Source organism: Endomicrobiales bacterium (genome assembly GCA_023228045.1).
Lineage (GTDB): Bacteria > Elusimicrobiota > Endomicrobiia > Endomicrobiales > JALOBY01 > JALOBY01.
In genome coordinates, this window is sequence record JALOBY010000012.1 from 1 (window position 1) to 20,170 (window position 20,170).

Consider the following 20,170-nt stretch of genomic DNA (forward strand, 5'->3'; position numbering starts at 1 on the left):
ACATTTTTTACTTTTGTAACCGTATCTATATGCCCGCTTACAAAATGCCCGCCAAAGCGACCATTGGCAGGCATAGCCCTTTCTAAATTTACTTTCTTCCCTCTTTCAAAAGAGTGAACAGAGATCGTTTTAACGGTTTGCCCACTTAGGTCAAAACTTAAGTTATTTCCAGAAAACAATTTTAATGTTAGGCAAGCACCATCAACAGCGATGCTTTCACCAATTACCAAGTTGTCAAAATCTGCTGTAATTGACAAGACATTGCCAGAAATAGAACTTACTTCCCCAATTTTTTCAACAATACCTGTAAACATTAACTTTAACCCTTGCTATAAAATATTTTATAAATATATATTATTTGACAATATAAACTTTTTAGAACTACAAATAACCAACCAAACAATCTAAAAATTTACCACATAAACATTTACTTTAACTTTCCTATCAAAAGATAATCTAATCCAATTTTTTTTATACTTAATTTTATATGAACAGCATTTTTAACTAGAGAAACACCACTCCCTTCAACTGAGGTTTTTGCATCCCTTCCACCAATTATTTTAGGAGCCACAAACTGGTAAAAAACATCAACTATTTTTGCCTCAATAGCATTTCCAACTGTTTCGCCACCACCTTCTATTAATACCTTATATATATGCATTTTGTTTAATTTATCAATTATATACTTAAACTTATTTTCACCAAATAAACCATCAATAAAAACAATGTAAACACCTTTCTTTTTTAGCATTGATGTTTTTGCCTTACTGACACTATTAGAGTCCGCAAAAAGTATAATAGCGCTTTTAAAATCGTTCAATATCTGGGCTGTAAGCGGTATTTTAAGTTCAGGATCAATAATAATCCTGACTGGGTTTTTGCCAAAACCATGTGAAGTAAGCGCTGGATTATCCTTTAAAACTGTAGCAATACCAACCAAAACTGCGTCAAATTTCAAACGCAGCTTATGTACAAACTCTCTTGACTTAGGAGATGTAATCCATTTGGAATCACCGGTTTTTGAAGCGATTTTACCGTCTAAAGACGATGCCATTTTAACTGCTACATATGATTTTGCTTTACCCACCTTTCTAACACTGTTAAAGAAAACTTTATTAAGTTTTTTAGCATCCGCAGCAAGAACACCAACCTTCACACTTACTCCTGCCTTCTTAAGTATTTCAATGCCTCGGCCGCAAACCAATGGGTTTGGATCTACATTGGCAATTACAACCCTTTTTATACCTGATTTAACTATTAAATTTGCACATGGCGGTGTTTTACCAAAGTGCGAGCACGGTTCAAGGTTTACATACATATCACCGCCATTTGCCAAAGCACCGGCATCCGAAATAGCAACAACCTCTGCATGATCTGAGCCAAAAACGCTGTGGTAGCCGCTACCAACGACAATCCCGTCTTTAACCACAACAGCGCCGACAAGCGGGTTTGGAAAAGTTCTGCCTTCCCCTTTTTTTGCAAGGTTAAGAACAAGCTTCATAAAGTAACTGTCATTTTTGTTAATCATATCAACCTTAAAATAAAAAACCCATGAATAAATAAATATTCACGGGGTAATGAAATCGTATTTTCTTCTTTCATCCGGACTTATACCGCAATTAAGCGATAATTACCGTCGGCACCGGAATTAAACCGGTTCTGCCATAGTTTTTTATGGCTTGTAGGCTCGCCCGAAACCGGGCTTACTACCGATAGGGTTTTTCACCCTTCCCCGAAGAATACGCTTTGAGTTTACAAATTTGATGTGTGAAATGTCAAATAAAGCAATTTATTACACAAATAAAACTGTTAGCTGTATATTTTGGTGCCCAATTGCGGTTTTGTTTTCCAGCGTTTGTGCATCCAAAACCAATTGTCTGGGGCTTTTCTTGTATTTTTCTCTAAAATTTTTGTGAAGTTTGCCATATACATACCAATTAACTCATCTTGATTTTGTGCCTGCGGCTTTTGTACAACCTCAAACTCAACATCAAATTTGCCGTCTCGCGCTCTGAATATGTGCCCGGCAATCATAGGGCAATTCTGCCTTAGTGCAAACATCGCCGGGCCCTTTGGAGTTGACGCAGGCCTGCCAAAAAACTCCACAAACACACCATCTTCGTGTGCATCTTGATCGGCAAGTATGGCAATAAGTTCATTTGCCTTAAGAGTTTTCATTACTCCGCGTAACGCGAATTTTAATGGAATTAATTTTATACCTTTTTCTGCGCGATATTCATTTAGCAACGAGTCAACTTTGGAATTTTCCTGTTGGCCTATAACAAATGTTAAAGGGTACCTTTGCGCAATTGCCGCACCCATAATTTCCCAATTGCAAAAATGCGCGCCAACCAATACAGCCCCTTTGCCATCATTTATTGCTTTTTCAACATGCTCAAAACCCTTAAACCTTGTTATATTTAACAACTCTTGTTTTTTTATTTTTGGAAAGCAAACCAATTCCATAAATGTAACGGCAAATTGACGGTAGTTTGCTTTGGCTATTGCGCGAATTTCTTTTTCTGATTTTTCTTTTAAAAAAGCATTGCGCAGATTAGTTAAAATTACTTTTTTTCTTATTGGCACACAGTAATAAGCAAAGCTCCCAATTGAACGGGCCATAAAGCGCACTACTGATAATGGCAGTAAGCGCAATAATGTGCCAAATATTTGCAACAGTATATATTCAACTTCTCGTTGTAACTTTTTCAATTCACCCTCGTATTAAAAACTTTGCTAAAAAACTTTTTTTAAATGCAATTGCTTTTGATGGGCACATTTCGTGGCAACAAAGGCAACTTATACAATTTTTGCTTATAACAAAAGGTTTCTTGCCATCCTTTTTTTCTATTGCTTTTACAGGGCAAGAATTAACACAAACAAGGCATGAGGTGCAAATATCTTCTATAACTTCTGCCTTTAGCCATACAAACCTGCCAAGTATGCTTATGAACCAGCGAGGTATTATATTAAAAAACCATGTTGAAGGAAATTTAAAACCCGCAAGCTTTGCCTGATCGGGTTTATCGCCTAAAATTTCATTTTTTGCAAATGGAAACATGTAACCTTTTTGTAATGCGATATATTTAATTGTGCCGACTCTTTTTGGTTTAAAACCAAGTAACTCAACCATTTTATAGTCAAGAAGATTGGCATCATTAGACCCTGCTATAAAATCAAGTTTTTTAATTTCTCCTGCTGATGGACCATTGCCTTCCATAGATAGTACAGCATCTATTACATTAAGCCGCACCTTGTTTTCTACTGCCAAAAATATCTCACCTATTAAAGCACCAAAATCATTTGCACCTGGCGGAACAAGTTTATGATACTCTGCTTTCCTCAATCCCGGTATTGTGCCATAAAAATTTTTTACGGCACCTGTGTAGGTTGTAAGCCCGTGAGTTTTTAATTTGGGTGCGTTTATTATACCGTCAACAGTTAAAACAACTTTTGAAATATACACAGTTTTTACTATTTTGTGGTTTATTTTTGTTTCAACGACGCCAGATGTTTCAAAGTTTACAAGTTCTGTATTTTCTTCATGGCAAACTTTTTTCATACCGGTTTCAACCCAAACCCGCTCAACACCTTTTATTGCGCCGCCAGAACTATCACCAACTATTGGAATTGCTCCCGCACTTCTTACAAGCCGTATTAACGCCCTTACAACTTCGGGATGAGTGGTTATTGCGCGCTCCGGAGCTTTAGCACTTAATAGATTTGGTTTTATTAAAATACGCTCACCCGGCTTTATAAAAGCATTTATACCGCCAAGTTGGTTTACAACCTTACAGACGGCCGTAAAAACTTCGTTAGTGTCGTATGAGTTGCAATTAGCTAACGCTACTTTTTTTTCCAAGCCGACCTCCTGCTCATATTATGATTATTCTAAAAACAAACTGAAATTGGTTGTTTTAGTGCAAAGGCAAAGCAAATTTTTTCAAATAATGAGGTTTTATCTATTAGGTTTGCGTTTATGGCTTTAGCTTTTAAAAGCGGCATTTTTAGGCCGTTTGAACTATATTTTCGCTTTTTTGAAGTTTTACAGAAATTACTTTTGAAACACCAAACTCTTCCATAGTTATGCCATAGAGTACATCGGCCGACTCCATAGTTTTTTTGCTATGAGTAATTACAAAAAATTGTGTTTTTTCGGAAAATGTTTTTAATAAATTTATAAACCTTCCAAGGTTTGCCTCGTCTAATGGAGCATCAACTTCGTCTAATATACAAAATGGAGATGGTTTTACCATAAAGAACGCAAACAGCAAAGCTATAGCGGTAAGCGCTTTTTCACCGCCCGACAAAGCACTGATATTTAACAACTTTTTACCCGGCGGCTGTGCAAAAACATCTATGCCGGATTCAAGGAGGTTACTTTCATCTGTAAGAGTCAGCTCAGCTTCGCCTCCGCTAAAAAGTGTTTTGTAAAGGCCCTTAAAGTTTTCTCGCACTTGCTCAAATGTTTTTTTAAAGTTTTCTATTGTGCTTTGGTTTATTTTGCTTATGGCCTGCCTAAGGTCATCTTTTGCTTTTAGCAAATCTTGCTGTTGGATTAGCAAAAAGTTGTAGCGTTCTTCAAGCGCGGCATACTCTTCGGGCGCGGCAAGGTTTACAGCGCCAATTGATTCAATTTTATTTTTTAAACGCGCTATGTCTTCTATAGCAACTTCTATTTTTTCAAACTCTGCGGCTATATCTGCATACTCCAAACCAAAGTCTTCACGGAGGCGTCGTTGTGCGCTGTTTAGCTGCAGCGAGTAACTTTTTTCATTCATACGCAGTTCATTTATTTCTAAGTTCAATTCATCTAATTTTTGCCTAAGCCCTTTTACATGAGTATTTTTTTCATCTATTGCATTGTTAATTTTTTGTTTATTGTCGTAAAATTGCCTTATCTGCGCTTGTTTTTCTTCTAACTTTATATTTAACTCTTTAAACTTTGCCGATTCTCTTTCACGGGTAAGTTTTTGTTCTTCAATTTTTTGCACAATAACTTTAATTTCTTTTTTATCTTGTTCAATTTGTACTTTCTGCGACAGCAAAACACCTTCCAATGTTTCACCTTCACGCTGACGAGATGTAAACTCTTTTTGGTGTGTTAGCCAAACTACTTTTGCCTCCATAAGCAATGGCGTGGCCTGAGCGTCTTTCTGCCTTGCGTTTTCTACTTCTTTTTCTAATGTACTTAGTATTTGCTTTAACGCAGCTTCTTCTTGTTCAAACTTTGAAATTTTTAGTTTTGTCTGCTCTAAAGAATTTTTAAGTTTTTGTTCTTCGTCAAGTGCTTTTTGGGCATCTTCGGTTGCAAGTAAAAGATCTTTCTGCAAATAACTTAACGATAAAGACATTGTTTTAACTGTGTTTTCTAAATATTCTTTTTGACCATGTATTTTTTGCGCTTGCATTATGGCGTTTTCCGACTCTATACGAACTTTTTTTAACTCTTCTTCTATTTTTACAATTGCCGCGCTTGAACGCTCGGAGTTTGCGTTTGCATCTTTAATGCCAGTTTGCATTTCCTTGTATTGTTCTTCTATAAGCATTGGTTTATCAAACTCTACTTTGCCACCACCGCTGATAATCGCGTTTGAATAAACATTTTTACCACTCATTGCCGCGCCAGCAAGTAAAAAACTAATGGCATTTTGCAATTCCGATGGGGCTTTTATGAAATCTGATAAGTACTTTGAACCACTTGGTAGTGAAAATTGTGCATTTTTATTTATTTGTTTGAGTGAATCTAAAACCAAAAATGAAGCCCAACCCAACGAGTTAGAACGTAAGAAATCTATTGCCGCTTCGGCAGATTGGGAAGTGTCACAAACAATATAGTCAAGTTTTTCTGCCAGAGTTGAAACAATTACATCTTTATGCGTTTCGTTTATACTTATCAACGCGCTCAACGCTCCACGAATTCCGGGTATATTTTGTGCAAGCACATCATTTAATGTTTTCCTTTTTATATCTTTGCGTTCCCACTCTTTTAGTGCGTTAAATTTTGCCTGAAACTTTACAAGCACTTCTCTGCTTTGGGCCATGTTGCGCATTTCTTGCGTAAGCTCACCCTCTAAATCAACTATGCGCTTGGCAAGCTGTTGCTTTTGTGAAGAAGCGCTTTCAAAATTAAAAGCGACCTCATTAACCATGCTTGTTTTTGATTCCAGTTCAACATTTAATGGTTTTATTTTTTCTTCTATTTTTGATTTTTCTTTTTGCGCATTTTCTAATTGCGCGCCACAACGAGCCTGCATTGAAATTGTTCGGTTAAGTTCATTGCTTTGTGTAGTTTTTGCCGCTATAAGCTCTAAGTGCGCACCTTTAGAGTTTTCAACTTTCAAAACAAGGGCGGAAAGTTCTGATTTTATTATTTCGCTTTTTGCATTTTTTTCCTTAAAATCAACTTCGTACTTTGAAACAGAAGAACCAATTTCTGCAATTATTTTATTTATATTAGCTATTTCATTTGCCGTATTATCAGTTCGTGCAGATAGGGCATTAATTTCACTTTCTAATTGCGCTTTCCGTTCAAGCATTTCCGTTTCGCGCACTCCGCTTTGGTTTACTCTTTCATCAGCTAAGTTCATAGCTGAATGTATTTTTGAGTATTCGTCTTGCAACAATTCATACACTCTTTCTTTTTCGAGTTGTTCAACTCTTATAGCGCTAAGTTCTACCTCTATAGAGTTATACTGAGCATTTAACTGCTCATATGAAAGTGTTTTTGGAGCTAATTTGACCTTTGCCTCTTGAACACCTTTTTGCGATTCGGTGACCTGTTTTACAATTACAGCGGTTTCAAAGCGTTTAAGGTTTTCTGCATACTTTTTGTATAGTTTTGCTTTGCGTGCCGCCGCATCAAGCGATGAACGCTGTTCCTTTAGCAAAGCAAGCATATCGTTTACACGGTTCATATCTATTTCTATTTTTTCAAGTTTACGCAAAGTTTCTTCTCTGCGAGCTTTAAACTTTGCAACACCCGCGGCTTCTTCAAATATCTCGCGCCTTTCTTCCGGCTTTGCTTCAAGTAAAAATTTTACGCGACCTTGCTCCATAACAGAGTAGCCCTCTGTGCCTACACCAGTGTCAAGGAACATATCTTTTATATCTTTCAGGCGGCACTGGGTTTTATTTATAAAGTACTCGCTTTCACCACTTCTAAAAAGACGCCTTGTGACCATTACTTCGGAGTAATCAATTTGTATGGCTTTATCAGAATTATCAAAGGTTAGAGAAACTTCAGACATTCCGGTAGGTTGACGCGAGTTTGAACCACTGAAGAGCACATCTAACATCTGGTGGCTTCTTAATGAACGAGCACTATGCTCACCAAGACACCAGCGGATAGCATCTGATGTATTTGACTTGCCGCAACCATTTGGACCAATAATTGCAGTTATGCCTTTATCAAATTCTAAGCGTAATTTATCAGCGAACGATTTAAACCCACAAACATCAAGCCGTTTTAAATACATTAATGCCCCTTAATGCAAGCTCCGTCTTATTTTATGATAGGAACTTTAACAAATTTCTAAATTATTGTCAATTTTCCATCTATTACCATTTATTAGCAGGTTTAACCCTGTTTTCACATTAACTTAATACTTTTTGTTCCATCGTTCAAGCTGATAACGACTTTCTTTTAACTTTGAGGCAACTTCAACTTCGGCACTAGTAAGCTGTGAGCCAACAAATTCAAACCCAAGCTCTTTTTGAAAACCCAAAACCAGGTTTTTTATTACCTCTTGCGCGTTATAATTTGCCGGCAGATGCAAAGAGCCCTGAACTATCAAACAATCTCCCCTTCTTCTCTGACAGGAGCCAAGAGCCTTTTTACCATTAAGCAACAGGTCATATTCAAAAAACTTTTCAACACACATATTGGTCTGATTTGTTTTGCAGGATGGTTTTGCAAACTCAGTTTTATACCCGGAAAGTTCCAACCCTGTTTTAATTGCCAAATGCAACTTTTGATAATTTGCCTCTTGGTCATAAACATATGGCCAAGCAGTTTTAGCGGCGCAAAAGCAGTAGGAAATGTCGGTTTTATGATCAACGGTAAGACCGCCGGTTATTCTGCGGACCGTTTGAAAATTAGGCAATTGAAAATATGGCTGAAAATAACCTATTGTTGCACAGCGAGTGCTCCATGTATAAAAACGCAGAGTAGCACCCAAGGAAGTGCCAAGGAGTGTACTTTCAAATATGCTTTCATCTATTGACATATTTTCTGCTCCGTCGGCAGGCCCTGAAATAATTATTCGGGATTGTGTCATCTAGCCTCCATTTTGAGCAGTGCTTTCTTTCTTTTTATACCACCTTTAGCTGAGTAGCCGCCAATGGAACCATCTTTTCTTATAACCCTATGACATGGTACTTGCGGAGCAAACGGGTTTTTGGCAAGTGCATTTGCAACTGCCCTGGCACCGCCGGGCAAACCAATTTGTAATGCAAGCGCGCTATATGAACAAGTAGTACCTTCAGGTATTTTTGCGCAGGCAAGCCACACACGCCTGTAAAATTGCGGGTAGTTTTTCATTTCGTCAATAATTTTCTTGCTTAATTTTTTATTCATTGTTTTACGTCTAATACACAAAGCGATTCAAAGTGCGGAGTACGCGGGAAGAAATTGTAAAGTTTAATGAATTTTAAATCATAGAATTCTTTTAATAAGCTAATGTCGCGTGCTTGTGTTGATAGGTTGCAAGAGAGGTATATTATCATTTGCGGTTTTTGCTCAATTGTTTTTTCAACAACTTTTGGGTGTAGGCCAGACCTGGGCGGGTCAAATATTATAGTTTTATCGGGGGTTATAAGTTCAATTATTTTTTCTGAAGGCAAGGCAAATGCCTCGCAATTTTTAATGTTGTTAAGCTTAATATTCTCTTTGGCGTTTTCAATTGCACTTTGGCATGAGTCAACAAGTTTTATATTTTGGAAATATTGGCTAAGTAATAAACCAATGGCACCGACTCCGCTGTAATAATCTACCGCGTCTTTTGTTTTGCCGGCAAATTTTTCAATATCTTTTAAGGCAACTTCAAAAAGTGAAGGGTTTATCTGAAAAAAACTATCTGATGAAAAGTTTAATTGCCTGCCGCAAATGTTTTCTTTAAGCAAGTCATTGCCGCTGGAGTAAAGTACTGCATCTGAAACAGAAGCAGGGCTGAGCGGGTTTGACAAATGTATAGAAAAAGCACACAACTCATTTGAAAGTTGAGGATAGTTTGAAAACTCAAATTCATGTTTTACGAAAAGAGCGGCGCAAACCTGTCCATTTCTGCTTGAACGAAGAATAAGCGTTTTTAATATAGCCAATGGCGCCTTTTGCTGATTTAACCAATCAAGCAAAATTGAGGCCGATTTATTTATGCTTTCCGTGGCAAGAAGACAATTTTTTATTGGCCTTTTCCTGTGTGATGCTCTGCCGAAAAAAGCGAACGAAACCCCACCGCTTTCGTTGACAGTAAAACTATACTCAATTTTATTTCTGTAACCATACTGCTCATTTGGGTTTGACTCTATTTGTGGCAGTTCGTTTAGTTTAATTGCAGAAAGTTTCTCAAATGTTTCGCGCGCTATGGCTTGTTTCCAGTAATTTTCCTGTGAAAATTCAAGCACCTGCCAAGGGCTGCAAGATGTAAAGTGTTCTTCTACCTGCTCAATTCTATGAGGCGACGGCACTATTACGGTTTCTGTCACACCCTCAATAAAATCGCGTTTAACTCTTGTTGCGCAAAACTCCACTTCTTCCCCTGGTAGAGCATTCCAAATAAACGCCGCTTTACCGTCAATATGAGCAAAACCCTGACCACCAAAAATCAGCTTTTCCACTTTTGCTTTAAATTTCTTTATCAATTAAAACCCCACAAATGAACCCTGAATTTACAATAGAAAACAAAATCTAAGTTGCTATCTTTTCTCTTCGCGCACGGTGAAACGCTACTGCAAACCTGTGAGCTTCATCGCGTACTCGTTGTAACAATTGCAAAGCCAAAGAAGATCTTTTTAGTTTTATTGAATTTTGCGATTCAGGCAAAAAAACTTCTTCGTTTCTTTTTGCAAGGGATATTATTGGACATTTTGCACCGGTATCTTTTAAAGCATTATACGCAAAAGAAAGTTGCGCAGGACCACCATCAATTAAAATTAAATCAGGCAAGGAATTCTTCTCTTTTATAAGTTTTAAATATCTTCTGCGCACAACTTCAGCAATCATTGCAACATCATTTTGCCCAAGCACACTTTTTATGCCATAGCGCCTGTAGCCACTTTTATCTGCTTTACCGGCAACAAAACGCACAAGCGATCCAACAGGGTGGGTTCCCTGAAGGTTTGATATATCTATTCCCTCTATTATATATGGCAGTTTATTTAATTTAAGCACGGTTTTTAACTCTAAAAGAGCATCCTTCTCGCCGGTGGCATAAAGCAAATCGTCTGCCTTTAGCTCCCTAACACTAAAACGCTCAGAAATTGCACCTATTGTTTTTAGTTTATCTCGTAATGAGGCGGCCTTTTCAAACTCAAGCTTAGCGCTTGCATCTTTCATTTGTTTTTGCCAAAGCACTAAAAGCGATTTGCTCTTCCTGTTAAGCAAAAGTTTTAGCGGCCTTAATGATTTTTTATATTCACTAACAGAAACTTTACCAACACAAGGGGCCGGACATTTATTGGTATGAAGGTAAAAACATGTTTTAATTTTATCTTCTTTTGGCAACAACTGCCCGGTAAAGTTTAAGTTACACTGTCTTATGCCAAAAAAACCCCTTAACCAGCGCACGAAACGACCCATGTCGCCGGAGTTTGGATATGGCCCGTAGTAACTTGAGCCGTCTTTAATGCGTTTTCTTGTTGAACTAACTCTTGGAAAATCTTCTTTGTCTGATATTTTAATTAACGGGTATGATTTATCGTCTTTCCACATTCTGTTATAGAATGGCTGAAACTTATGAATCAACTCTCTTTCTATAACAAGGGCTTCTCTTTCTGATACGGCTAAAATATAGTCAATATGTTTTAAGGTTTTTAATAAATAAAATGTTTTATAGTCATTGTTTTTGTTTTTAAAATATGAACCTAACCTATTCCTTAAGTTTTTTGCTTTCCCAATATAAATAATTTTGCCACTGCCATCCCTCATTAAATATACGCCAGGCGAAGAAGGAAACGCAGAGTTTTGGAAGTTAAAGGTCATCGTTTTTAAACAAAAATAAAAATTTATTCTTGAGGTGAGTTATCCCGGCAAAAATAACTTTTGCCTCTTCAAAAGCAAAAACCTTGCTTAAGAACAGGTATAAAACCGCCGAGAGAATTATTACAACAAAAAGTCCAGCCGCAGATTTTTGACCGAAAACATTATTCATGGCAAAAAAAGCAAACAATCCCATAAACGCTGAAATTGCTAAAGTTGAAAGCATTGAAAAGAGTACTTTTTTACCGCCAAATGCCCCAATGCGTTTTCTTAAAAAATATGCAAGAACAAAAGCATTGAACCACGAAGAAATTGATGCCGCAAGCGCAAGCCCGCCAACGCCCATATCAGTTAAGCGAATTGAAAGAACAACCATAACAACATTTAACAACATAGAAACAACAGCAATTTTTACAGGTTTGCTTGTTTCATGCAGAGCATAAAATCCGCTTGCAAGCACTTTTACAAAAGCATAAGCCGGCAGGCCAAGAGCGTAGAAAACAAGCGCAACATTAGTAATTACCGAAGCGTCGTATGAGAAGTGCCCTCTCTCAAAGAGCACACGAATAATACTTATACCAATTGCTACAAAACCGGCAACCGCGGGCACAAGCGTAAATATATTTAACCTTAGTGAAAAATTTAAAGTATCTTTCATTAAACTAAAATCTTTTTGCGCGGCCGATTTTGACATATTTGGCAAAGCCGCACTTGCGAGAGCTATTCCAAATAAAGCTAACGGCAATTGCATAACGCGGTTTGAGTAATAAAGCGCTGTTATAGAACCCTCATGCAAAAACGATGCACAAATTGTATCTACAAAAGCATTTACCTGGTCAACCGAAAGACCAATTGTTGCCGGCACCATTAAAAGCATTATTCTTTTCATACCCGGGTTTGAAAAATTCAGTTTAAATTTTAATGTCCAGCCAAGCCGTTTCATTGCAAGATACTGCCAAAAAAACTGCATAGCACCGCCGGCTATAACACTTATGGCAAGCCCTCTTATCTGATTTTGGGGAGACATAAAAACACCAAAAACTAAAAGGAATGCAATTTCGGCAACGCTCAAAGAAGCTGGCGCCACAGCAGGTATAAAAAATGATCCAAGCGCGCTAAGTACCCCAAGGCACAAAGCAGCCAAACACACAAAAAGCAAAAATGGAAACATTAGCTTCGTAAGCTCTGTTGTAAGGCCAAGCTTATCGGGATCATTTGTAAAACCGTATGCAATTAAATGTACTAACTGCGGGGCAAAAATCATTCCAAGAGCGGTTATCACGGCAAGCGCAACAAGCAGGCTTGAGAAAATGGAGTTAAGAAGGTCTTGCGTTTCTTCTTTTGTTTTTGTGTGCAAATACTCACTAAACACAGGAATAAACGAAGCAGAAAGCGCCCCCTCACCAAAAAGACGACGAAATAAATTTGGTATTCTATACGCCGCATAGAAAGCATCGGCAAATAATCCGGCGCCAAAAAAATTTGCAACCATCATATCGCGTAAAAAACCCAAAACCCTAGATATGGCAGTTCCAAAAGAAAAAAGCCCTGCATGTTTGGATAATTTAGTGTTTTCTGTTTTCATATTTGCTCTTAAACAACTTGGCATGTAGCATTTATTTGACTATATATCCTGAAATAAGTAAAATTTCAAAAATTCAAACAGACACAACCGGAGGAAAAATGGGTAAATTTAGAAGCGGCAGACATAAATCGGCACAAAAAGAAGCCAGAAAAACTGTTGTTCGCACCGAGCACAATGTATCAGTGAAAAGCAACATAAGAACACTGGCAAAAAAATTGCATGACGCTGTAATTAAGAAAGATATGGAGCTTGCAAAAACCCTTCTTAAAGAAGTTTCTTCTCAGTGGGACAAAGCAGCAAAGAGAAATGTAATACATAAAAATGCCGCAAACAATAAAAAAGCCCGTATGGCAAAACTTGTTAACTCACTTTCTGCAAATAAGAAGTAAAAGATCCTGGAAAACAATTTCCGACGGTTTTAAAGAGGTTTTAAGTTCAATGTCGGCTTTAGCTATGGCATAAACGGTTTCTTTAAGATCGTCGGACGAAAACTTCCGCAAGTTATCAAAAAAATCCCTGCCAAAATAGCTGTTAATACCTAACGCCCTGGAAATTTCGCTATTACCTAAACCATCTTCCTGCAGTGCCTTTGCGTTTAAAAGCCGCCTTACAATACGGTAGAAACAACTAAGCACTATTAAAGGATACTCGCCTTGAGCAAGAACAATCTGGAGCGCCTTAAGCGATTCTTTTAAATTTTTTTGTTCAATATAATTCGCTAAATCATTTAAATTTAAATCTTTTCCCCTGCCACATGCGGCTTCAATATCATCCGCGGTAATTGTTTTTTTATTGCCACAGTATAGAATTATTTTATCTATTTCACTTATTATTTCATTAAGCAAAGGGGCGCACATATCGGCAAGTTTCTGCGCCACAGAAATAGGAATACTTCTGCCTTTTTGCGCAAAATTATCTACTATAAACCTTGGAATTTCATTATCATATAATTGTCTAAAATCTACAATTTCTACATTGTCAACGAAATTCGCGAGTACACCTGATATTTTCTTTTTGCCTATTTTCTCATTGCAAAACATAACAAGGCAAGAGGCATCTGACGGAGATTGCGTGTAATTAACAAGCATAGAAACATCTGCCTGTTTTAACTTTTTAATTTCTTTTAACACAACAATTTTTTTACCGCCAAAAAATGTTGGTGTTTGCGCGCTCATTACAACGTCGCTTATCAAACAAGAACCAACATAATAAACTTCTTTATTTAAATCTGTTGTGCCTATTTTTTGTTCCAGCTTAGATAGGGCATCTTCTTGCAAAAATGTCTCTTCGCCGGCAAAAATATATACAGGCGGGGTGGTTTCTAATTTAAGTTTAGAAAGGAAATCCAAGACAGATAATTGAGGCATTTATATTTATTTTGGAACCTTTTTATCAGACACACCGCTGACAGAGCCAAAACCATCAATTGTTCTTTTAACAATATCTTTTGAGAGATTTTCCCATATTTCTTCTCTTGCTTCTTCTTCAGTTTTCCCGCCGGGCTGGCTTGCGTCAAAAAACACGCCAAGGCCTTCCATATTTGGTTCAGACCACAAAGTTACATTGTTATTTTTGTCAATAAAGTAAACATTTAGCAAAATCCAAAGCTTGTACTGTGTTGTTACAAGGTTTGAATCATAAGTAAGCGGCTGAAGTATGTATTTATTTATCTCTCCAACCAGAATACCATCGGCTCCATTTTCATCGCGAACAACTGCAAGACGGCCGTCACTTATAAACTCGTTTGACACGCTTAGTGTAAGTTTTTCTTCAAGACCATACTGTGAAGTGTTATTGGTAAATGGCCTAACAGATATTTTTTTAATATTCGCAGGCATTATTTGAGGCGCAGGAGAGTACGGACCAGCACATGAAAAAAGAAACAATGCCGACAAAAATAAAACAATAAGACGATTTTTCAACATATTGCCTCCATAATTTCGCGTCTCACCTATAGACGGACTTAGTCCGCCGAAGGCGAGACTTAGTATTCACTTCGTTCATACTTGGTTTGGCTAAGATGATTTCGCCAAACCGCTAACAACGGAAAACCTATGGTTTTCCCGTTTCGTCGTCGCTTGGCCTCCTTTTTCGGCCTGCGCTGAACCCTTTCCTAAGTTGTAAAAAGAACTTTTGACTAATTTTCACTTTAAAATTAAATTTACGATCTTACTTTTTACATATATAAACTTTACAACAGTTTTACCATTTAGATATTGTTTTAAATTTAAAGAAGAAAGCACTGTGCTTTTTACGACTTCTTCAGTTGCGCTTGATGCAACCTTAACTTTTCCTCGAAGCTTTCCATTTATTTGAACCGGTATCTCTAAAGTATCACAAACCAGGTACTCTTTATTTGCCACAGGCCAACTTGCGTTGCTAAGCGTACCTCCATAGCCAAGCATCTGCCAAAGTTCTTCGCACATATGTGGCGCAAACGGCGATAGCAAAAGCACAACAACCTCGTAAGCATTTTTAGATGTTTCATCACCAATAAACTTATACGCATATAATGCGTTAACAAGCTCCATTATAGAAGAAATGGCTGTGTTTAACTGTTGCTCTGCAGAAATGTCATCAGTTGTTTTTTTAATTGTGTAGTGAGTTATTCTAAGAAGTTCTTTGATGTCATTTTTGTCGGCTGTGCCTGCGGTATATGGTTGGTTAAATTTATCAAATAAGCGCCAAACTCTATTTAAAAACCTCCAAGCACCTTCAACCCCGTCAGAAGACCACTCAAGCTGGCTTTTTGGCGGTGCCGCAAACATAATAAATAAACGAGCGGTATCGGTGCCGTATTTAGCGATAATTTCATCTTGCGTTACAATATTCCCACGCGACTTTGACATAGCGCTACCGCCCAAAGTAACCATTCCTTGAGTTAACAACTTCGCAAATGGTTCATTGCAATTTACTAAGCCAAGATCACGCATTACTTTGTGCCAAAAACGAGAGTATATAAGGTGCATACAGGCGTGTTCTATGCCGCCGATATACTGGTCAACCGGCAACCATTGGTTTGCAAATTCCTTAGCAAAAGGCATTTTGGTATTTTTTGCGTCGCAATAACGGGCATAATACCAAGATGAATCAACAAATGTATCCATAGTATCGGTTTCGCGCTTTGCAAAACCACCGCATTTCGGGCATTTTGCGTTTACAAACTCACTGCAACTTGCAAGCGGCGACTGCCCTTCCCCTGTGAGTTTTATGTTATCGGGCAGTTTTACCGGAAGATCGCTTAATGGTACCGCAACTATACCGCATGATGGACAATTTAACATAGGTATTGGAGTACCCCAATATCTCTGCCTTGAAATAAGCCAATCTTTTATACGGTATTTAATTGTTTTTTTGCCAAAACCCTTTGCTTCCACCCACTTGGCAATTTTTTCTTTTGCATCTTCTGAAGGAATTGAGTTAAACTCGCCGGAGTTAACCATTACACCTTCACCCTCGCTGGCGCCGGCATTTAAGTTTGCGCCATCAACTTTAATAACTTCAATTATTGGCATTGAGTACTTTTTTGCAAACTCCCAGTCGCGCTGGTCATGCGCCGGCACAGCCATAATTGCTCCAGTGCCATAATCCATTAAAACATAATCTGTAACAAATAGCGGTATTTTACTGCCATTTACAGGGTTTATTGCATAAAGACCTTCTAACTTTACTCCCGTTTTTTCTTTACCGGAAATTGTTCGGTTTGTAACTGCCTGTTGTTTTGCTTTCGCAATATAAGCATTAACTTCCGAAATATTTTTAATTGGTGATTGAAAAGTTGTGAGAAGCTCGTGCTCCGGAGCTAATGCCATAAATGTAACACCGAACAAAGTATCAGGCCTTGTAGTAAAAACTGTTAATTTAGTTTTGTTTTCCCCATTATCCGCAACGATATTAAAGTTAAGTTCCGCACCAAATGATTTGCCTATCCAGTTTTTTTGCATTAACAAAACTTCTTCAGGCCAGCCATTTTTTAACTCATCATGTCCGCTTAGAAGTTCATCGGCATAGTCGGTAATTTTTAAAAACCATTGCTCAAGCTGACGGTCTAAAACAGTTGAAGAACAGCGCCAGCACTGCCCTTGTGTAACCTGCTCGTTTGCAAGCACTGTAGCGCAAGAAGGGCACCAGTTAACCTTTGCACTTTTTTTATATGCGAGGCCCCTCTCCCACATTTTTATAAAAAACCACTGATTCCACCCATAATACTCCGGTGTGCAAGTGGCAATTTCCCTATCCCAGTCATAGGCAATACCAAGTGCTTTTAGCTGAGTAGTCATTTGGGCTATATTTTGCTTTGTCCAAGCGCCTGGGTTAACATTGTTTTTTATTGCGGCATTTTCTGCCGGTAAGCCAAATGAATCCCATCCAATTGGCTGTATAACCTGATACCCTTTTAAGCTATAAAACCTGGCAAAAACATCGCCAAGCACATAGTTTCTAACATGTCCCATATGCAATTTGCCGGAAGGATATGGAAACATTACAAGGCAGTAGTACTTTGGCCTTTTGTCTCTATTTTTTACACAGAAAGTGCCTTTATCTTCCCAAAACTTTTGCCACTTATTTTCAATAACTGAAAAATCATAATTTGCCATAGAATCAACCTTTTTTTAACCAGAGAAAATATTCTAAGTTACCTTTCGGTCCTTTAATCGCCGAGTCAACACCACCAAGAACACTTAAACCAAGACCCTGCGCGCAGTTTTTTATTTTTTCAATTGCTTCTTGTCTAACGCTGTCTTTGCGCACAACACCCTTTTGCATTTGTGAAGGGAGGCTTTCAAACTGAGGCTTTACCATTGCAAGAATTTCACCATTTTTGTTTAAACATTTATCGGCAATAGGAAGCAACGCCGTTAGCGAAATAAAAGATGTGTCGATTGTAATAAATTCAACCGTATCTTTCAAGGTAATTGGATTAAAGTGCCTGAAGTTTGTATTTTCAATATTAACAACTTTTGGGTCGGAACATAGTTTGCAGTCCAAAAGTTTTTCTCCTACATCAAGAGCATAAACTTTTTTTGCTCCGCGAGTAAGCAGACAGTCCGTAAAACCACCAGTTGAGGCACCAACATCAAGGCAAACTTTACCATCAACTAATATGTTTAAGCCATCTAAGGCCGACTCTAACTTAAGCCCACCCCTTGAAACATATTTATTTTTAATAATGAGTGAAATGGAAACACTATCATCAAATAAAGCAAATGCCTGAGCGCAAACCTCCCCATCAACAGAGGTCTGTCCAGCAAGAATTAGTGCCTGTGCCTTATCTTTTGTAGCCGCCAGGCCTTTTTCAACTAACAATACATCTAAACGTTTTTTCTTTTTTACTTTCATTTGCGGTAGAAATTCTCGGCAGATCGCGCAATAGATTCCGGGTCTAACCCATGCTTTTTTCTTAGAGAAGCAATATCACCATGTTCAACAAAAGCATCGGGCAAGGCGATTGCTAATATATTTTCACCACTTGATCCGATTAACTCACTAACAGCACTATAAAGTCCGCCAACAATGGAGTTATCTTCAACCGTAATTATTTTTTTAAACTTTTTCGCGCATTTAAGCACCTGTTTTTCATCTATGGGTTTTAGCCAGCGCATATTTATAACTGTACTTTTAATATTTTTTTTCTCAAGAATTTCTGCGGCACGCATTGTTGGCTCTACCATATTACCGATTGCCAAAAAACAGATATCAGCTCCATCTTTTAAAACCTCTGATACTCCAACACTTAATATTTTTAGGTTTTCTTCAACAATCACACCCACACCCGAGCCGCGCGGATAACGAATTGCAACAGGTCCATTTATTTCAAATGCTGTTTTTAACATATACGCAAGTTCGTTTTCATTTGACGGAGCCATTATTGTAAGGTTTGGCACGCAACGCAGGTAGCTTAAATCAAACATTCCATGATGTGTTGGCCCATCTTCACCAACAAGCCCCGCCCTATCTATAGCTAAAACCACATTTAGGTTTTGTAGTGCTATATCGTGAATTATCTGATCGTAAGCGCGTTGCAAAAATGTTGAGTATATCGCGCAAACCGGCTTATATCCTGCAGCAGCAAGGCCTGCGGCAAATGTTAGAGCATGCCCTTCGGCGATACCTACATCAAAAAACCTTTTTGGAAACTCCTTTGCAAAACTTGAAAGGCCAGTTCCATCGGGCATTGCGGCTGTTATAGCAATAATTTTTTCGTTTTCCCTGGCAAGTTTGACAATTGTTCTACTAAAAACCTCGGTATAACTTAGACCACCTTTGCTTTTTTCTTCATTTTCTCCGGTAATTATGTTAAATTTTCCAATACCATGAAATTTCGTTGGAGCATCTTCAGCAGGTTTGTACCCTTTACCTTTTTTTGTAATTACATGCAAAAGCACAGGTCCTTTAAGTTGTTTTATATTTGAAAGAATATCTATTAAACCAAATAAATCGTGCCCGTCAACTGGGCCAAGATATGCAAAACCCATTTCTTCAAAAAGCATACCCGGGAACAACAAAACCTTAAAGCGTTTTGCCACTTTAATTATGTTTGCCCCCCAAAAATGCATTCGTTTAAAAAACTGCTCTATCTTTTTTTCTACATTTCTAATAGACCCTGCCGTAAGCAATTTTGCAAAGTATCCGGCAATTGCGCCAACCCTATGCGATATAAACATTTCATTGTCGTTTAATATAACTAACATATCACTGCCGATGTGTCCTGCATTTTGCAACCCTTCAAAAGCAAGCCCTCCTGTCATAGAACCATCACCAATTACAGCAACAATTTTTTCGTTTGAACCATTTAAATCGCGGGCAACCGCAAAACCCAGAGCGGCAGAAATTGAAGTTGACGAATGCCCTGCACCAAAAGCATCGTGTTTTGACTCAGCTATTTTAGGAAAGCCACTTATTCCGCCGTAAGTTCTTTGTGTATAAAAGCTATCTTTTCTGCCTGTTAAAAGCTTATGAGCGTAGGCTTGGTGACCAACATCCCATATAAATTTATCTTTGGGACTATCGTAAACGAAATGCATTGCTAAAGCAATCTCAACGGCACCAAGGCTTGAAGCAAGATGGCCGCCTGTTTTAGAAACAGTTTGAATAAGCTCTTCTCTTATTTCTTTTGCAAGTTCCGGTAAAAGAGTTTTATCTAACACTCTTAAGTCAGATGGCTCTTTAATTTTATCAAGCAAACTCATTTCTTCTCCTAATTTCGCGTCTCGCCAGTAGGCGAACTTAGTCCGCCGAAGGCGAGACTTAGTATTTCACTTCGTTTCATACTTGGTTTGGCTCAAAGTGGAATAGCCAAACCGCTAACAATGGAAAACCTATGGTTTTCCCGTTTCGTCGTCGCTCACTTCCGTTCGCTGAACCCTTTCCTAAGTTGAAAAGAACAT

16 protein-coding genes and 1 riboswitch are annotated in these 20,170 nt (G+C 38.0%); of the genes, 1 reads left to right on the top strand and 15 read right to left on the bottom strand.

What is annotated here, in order from left to right:
* From M0Q46_03780 to murJ, 10 genes are all read right to left on the bottom strand, one after another.
* The coding region (locus M0Q46_03780; protein MCK9582728.1) for a riboflavin synthase at nucleotides 1–314 on the bottom strand (314 nt) is incomplete at its 3' end.
* Nucleotides 315–427: 113 nt separating this feature from the next.
* On the bottom strand, nucleotides 428–1,528 hold the full coding sequence (ribD, locus tag M0Q46_03785; GenBank protein MCK9582729.1) for a bifunctional diaminohydroxyphosphoribosylaminopyrimidine deaminase/5-amino-6-(5-phosphoribosylamino)uracil reductase RibD: 1,101 nt from the start codon (nucleotides 1,526–1,528) through the stop codon (nucleotides 428–430).
* Between the two features lie 58 nt (nucleotides 1,529–1,586).
* A riboswitch (FMN riboswitch) is annotated at nucleotides 1,587–1,744 on the bottom strand.
* A gap of 65 nt (nucleotides 1,745–1,809) precedes the next feature.
* Nucleotides 1,810–2,712, bottom strand: coding sequence for a lysophospholipid acyltransferase family protein (locus M0Q46_03790; GenBank protein MCK9582730.1), 903 nt, complete (start codon nucleotides 2,710–2,712; stop codon nucleotides 1,810–1,812).
* Between the two features lies 1 nt (nucleotide 2,713).
* Nucleotides 2,714–3,862, bottom strand: coding sequence for a DUF362 domain-containing protein (locus M0Q46_03795; GenBank protein MCK9582731.1), 1,149 nt, complete (start codon nucleotides 3,860–3,862; stop codon nucleotides 2,714–2,716).
* A gap of 145 nt (nucleotides 3,863–4,007) precedes the next feature.
* A complete protein-coding gene (gene smc, locus M0Q46_03800) occupies nucleotides 4,008–7,478 on the bottom strand; it encodes a chromosome segregation protein SMC (protein ID MCK9582732.1) in 3,471 nt (1,156 codons plus the stop codon).
* A 123-nt stretch (nucleotides 7,479–7,601) separates the two neighbouring features.
* Nucleotides 7,602–8,279: a hypothetical protein gene (locus tag M0Q46_03805; protein ID MCK9582733.1), complete on the bottom strand. Its 678-nt coding sequence runs from the start codon at nucleotides 8,277–8,279 to the stop codon at nucleotides 7,602–7,604.
* Nucleotides 8,276–8,578 carry an MGMT family protein gene (locus tag M0Q46_03810; GenBank protein ID MCK9582734.1) on the bottom strand — a complete coding sequence of 101 codons (303 nt, stop codon included), beginning with the start codon at nucleotides 8,576–8,578 and terminating at the stop codon, nucleotides 8,276–8,278. The genes M0Q46_03805 and M0Q46_03810 overlap by 4 nt, the downstream gene beginning before the upstream one ends.
* Nucleotides 8,575–9,861 (bottom strand): 23S rRNA (uracil(1939)-C(5))-methyltransferase RlmD, encoded by a 1,287-nt coding sequence (gene rlmD, locus M0Q46_03815; protein ID MCK9582735.1) that lies wholly within the window; start codon nucleotides 9,859–9,861, stop codon nucleotides 8,575–8,577. Before rlmD ends, M0Q46_03810 begins: the two co-directional genes overlap by 4 nt.
* A 46-nt stretch (nucleotides 9,862–9,907) precedes the next feature.
* Complete coding sequence (locus M0Q46_03820; protein ID MCK9582736.1) at nucleotides 9,908–11,200, bottom strand: excinuclease ABC subunit UvrC; 1,293 nt, start codon at nucleotides 11,198–11,200, stop codon at nucleotides 9,908–9,910.
* Nucleotides 11,190–12,782 (bottom strand): murein biosynthesis integral membrane protein MurJ, encoded by a 1,593-nt coding sequence (gene murJ, locus M0Q46_03825; GenBank protein ID MCK9582737.1) that lies wholly within the window; start codon nucleotides 12,780–12,782, stop codon nucleotides 11,190–11,192. Before murJ ends, M0Q46_03820 begins: the two co-directional genes overlap by 11 nt.
* Before the next feature lie 98 nt (nucleotides 12,783–12,880).
* Here murJ and rpsT point away from each other — a divergent pair, with 98 nt between their 5' ends.
* Nucleotides 12,881–13,171: a 30S ribosomal protein S20 gene (rpsT, locus tag M0Q46_03830; GenBank protein MCK9582738.1), complete on the top strand. Its 291-nt coding sequence runs from the start codon at nucleotides 12,881–12,883 to the stop codon at nucleotides 13,169–13,171.
* On the opposite strand, the gene holA is transcribed toward rpsT, so the two are convergent.
* From holA to dxs, 5 genes are all read right to left on the bottom strand, one after another.
* A complete protein-coding gene (gene holA / locus M0Q46_03835; GenBank protein MCK9582739.1) occupies nucleotides 13,148–14,149 on the bottom strand; it encodes a DNA polymerase III subunit delta in 1,002 nt (333 codons plus the stop codon). The two genes, rpsT and holA, sit on opposite strands and share 24 nt — an antisense overlap.
* Nucleotides 14,150–14,155: 6 nt before the next feature.
* Nucleotides 14,156–14,707, bottom strand: coding sequence for an LPS assembly lipoprotein LptE (lptE, locus tag M0Q46_03840; protein ID MCK9582740.1), 552 nt, complete (start codon nucleotides 14,705–14,707; stop codon nucleotides 14,156–14,158).
* A gap of 219 nt (nucleotides 14,708–14,926) precedes the next feature.
* Nucleotides 14,927–17,380: a leucine--tRNA ligase gene (gene leuS, locus M0Q46_03845; protein MCK9582741.1), complete on the bottom strand. Its 2,454-nt coding sequence runs from the start codon at nucleotides 17,378–17,380 to the stop codon at nucleotides 14,927–14,929.
* Between the two features lie 4 nt (nucleotides 17,381–17,384).
* Nucleotides 17,385–18,122 (bottom strand): TlyA family RNA methyltransferase, encoded by a 738-nt coding sequence (locus M0Q46_03850; protein MCK9582742.1) that lies wholly within the window; start codon nucleotides 18,120–18,122, stop codon nucleotides 17,385–17,387.
* Complete coding sequence (gene dxs / locus M0Q46_03855; GenBank protein ID MCK9582743.1) at nucleotides 18,119–19,972, bottom strand: 1-deoxy-D-xylulose-5-phosphate synthase; 1,854 nt, start codon at nucleotides 19,970–19,972, stop codon at nucleotides 18,119–18,121. The genes M0Q46_03850 and dxs overlap by 4 nt, the downstream gene beginning before the upstream one ends.
* Nucleotides 19,973–20,170: the final 198 nt, after the last annotated feature.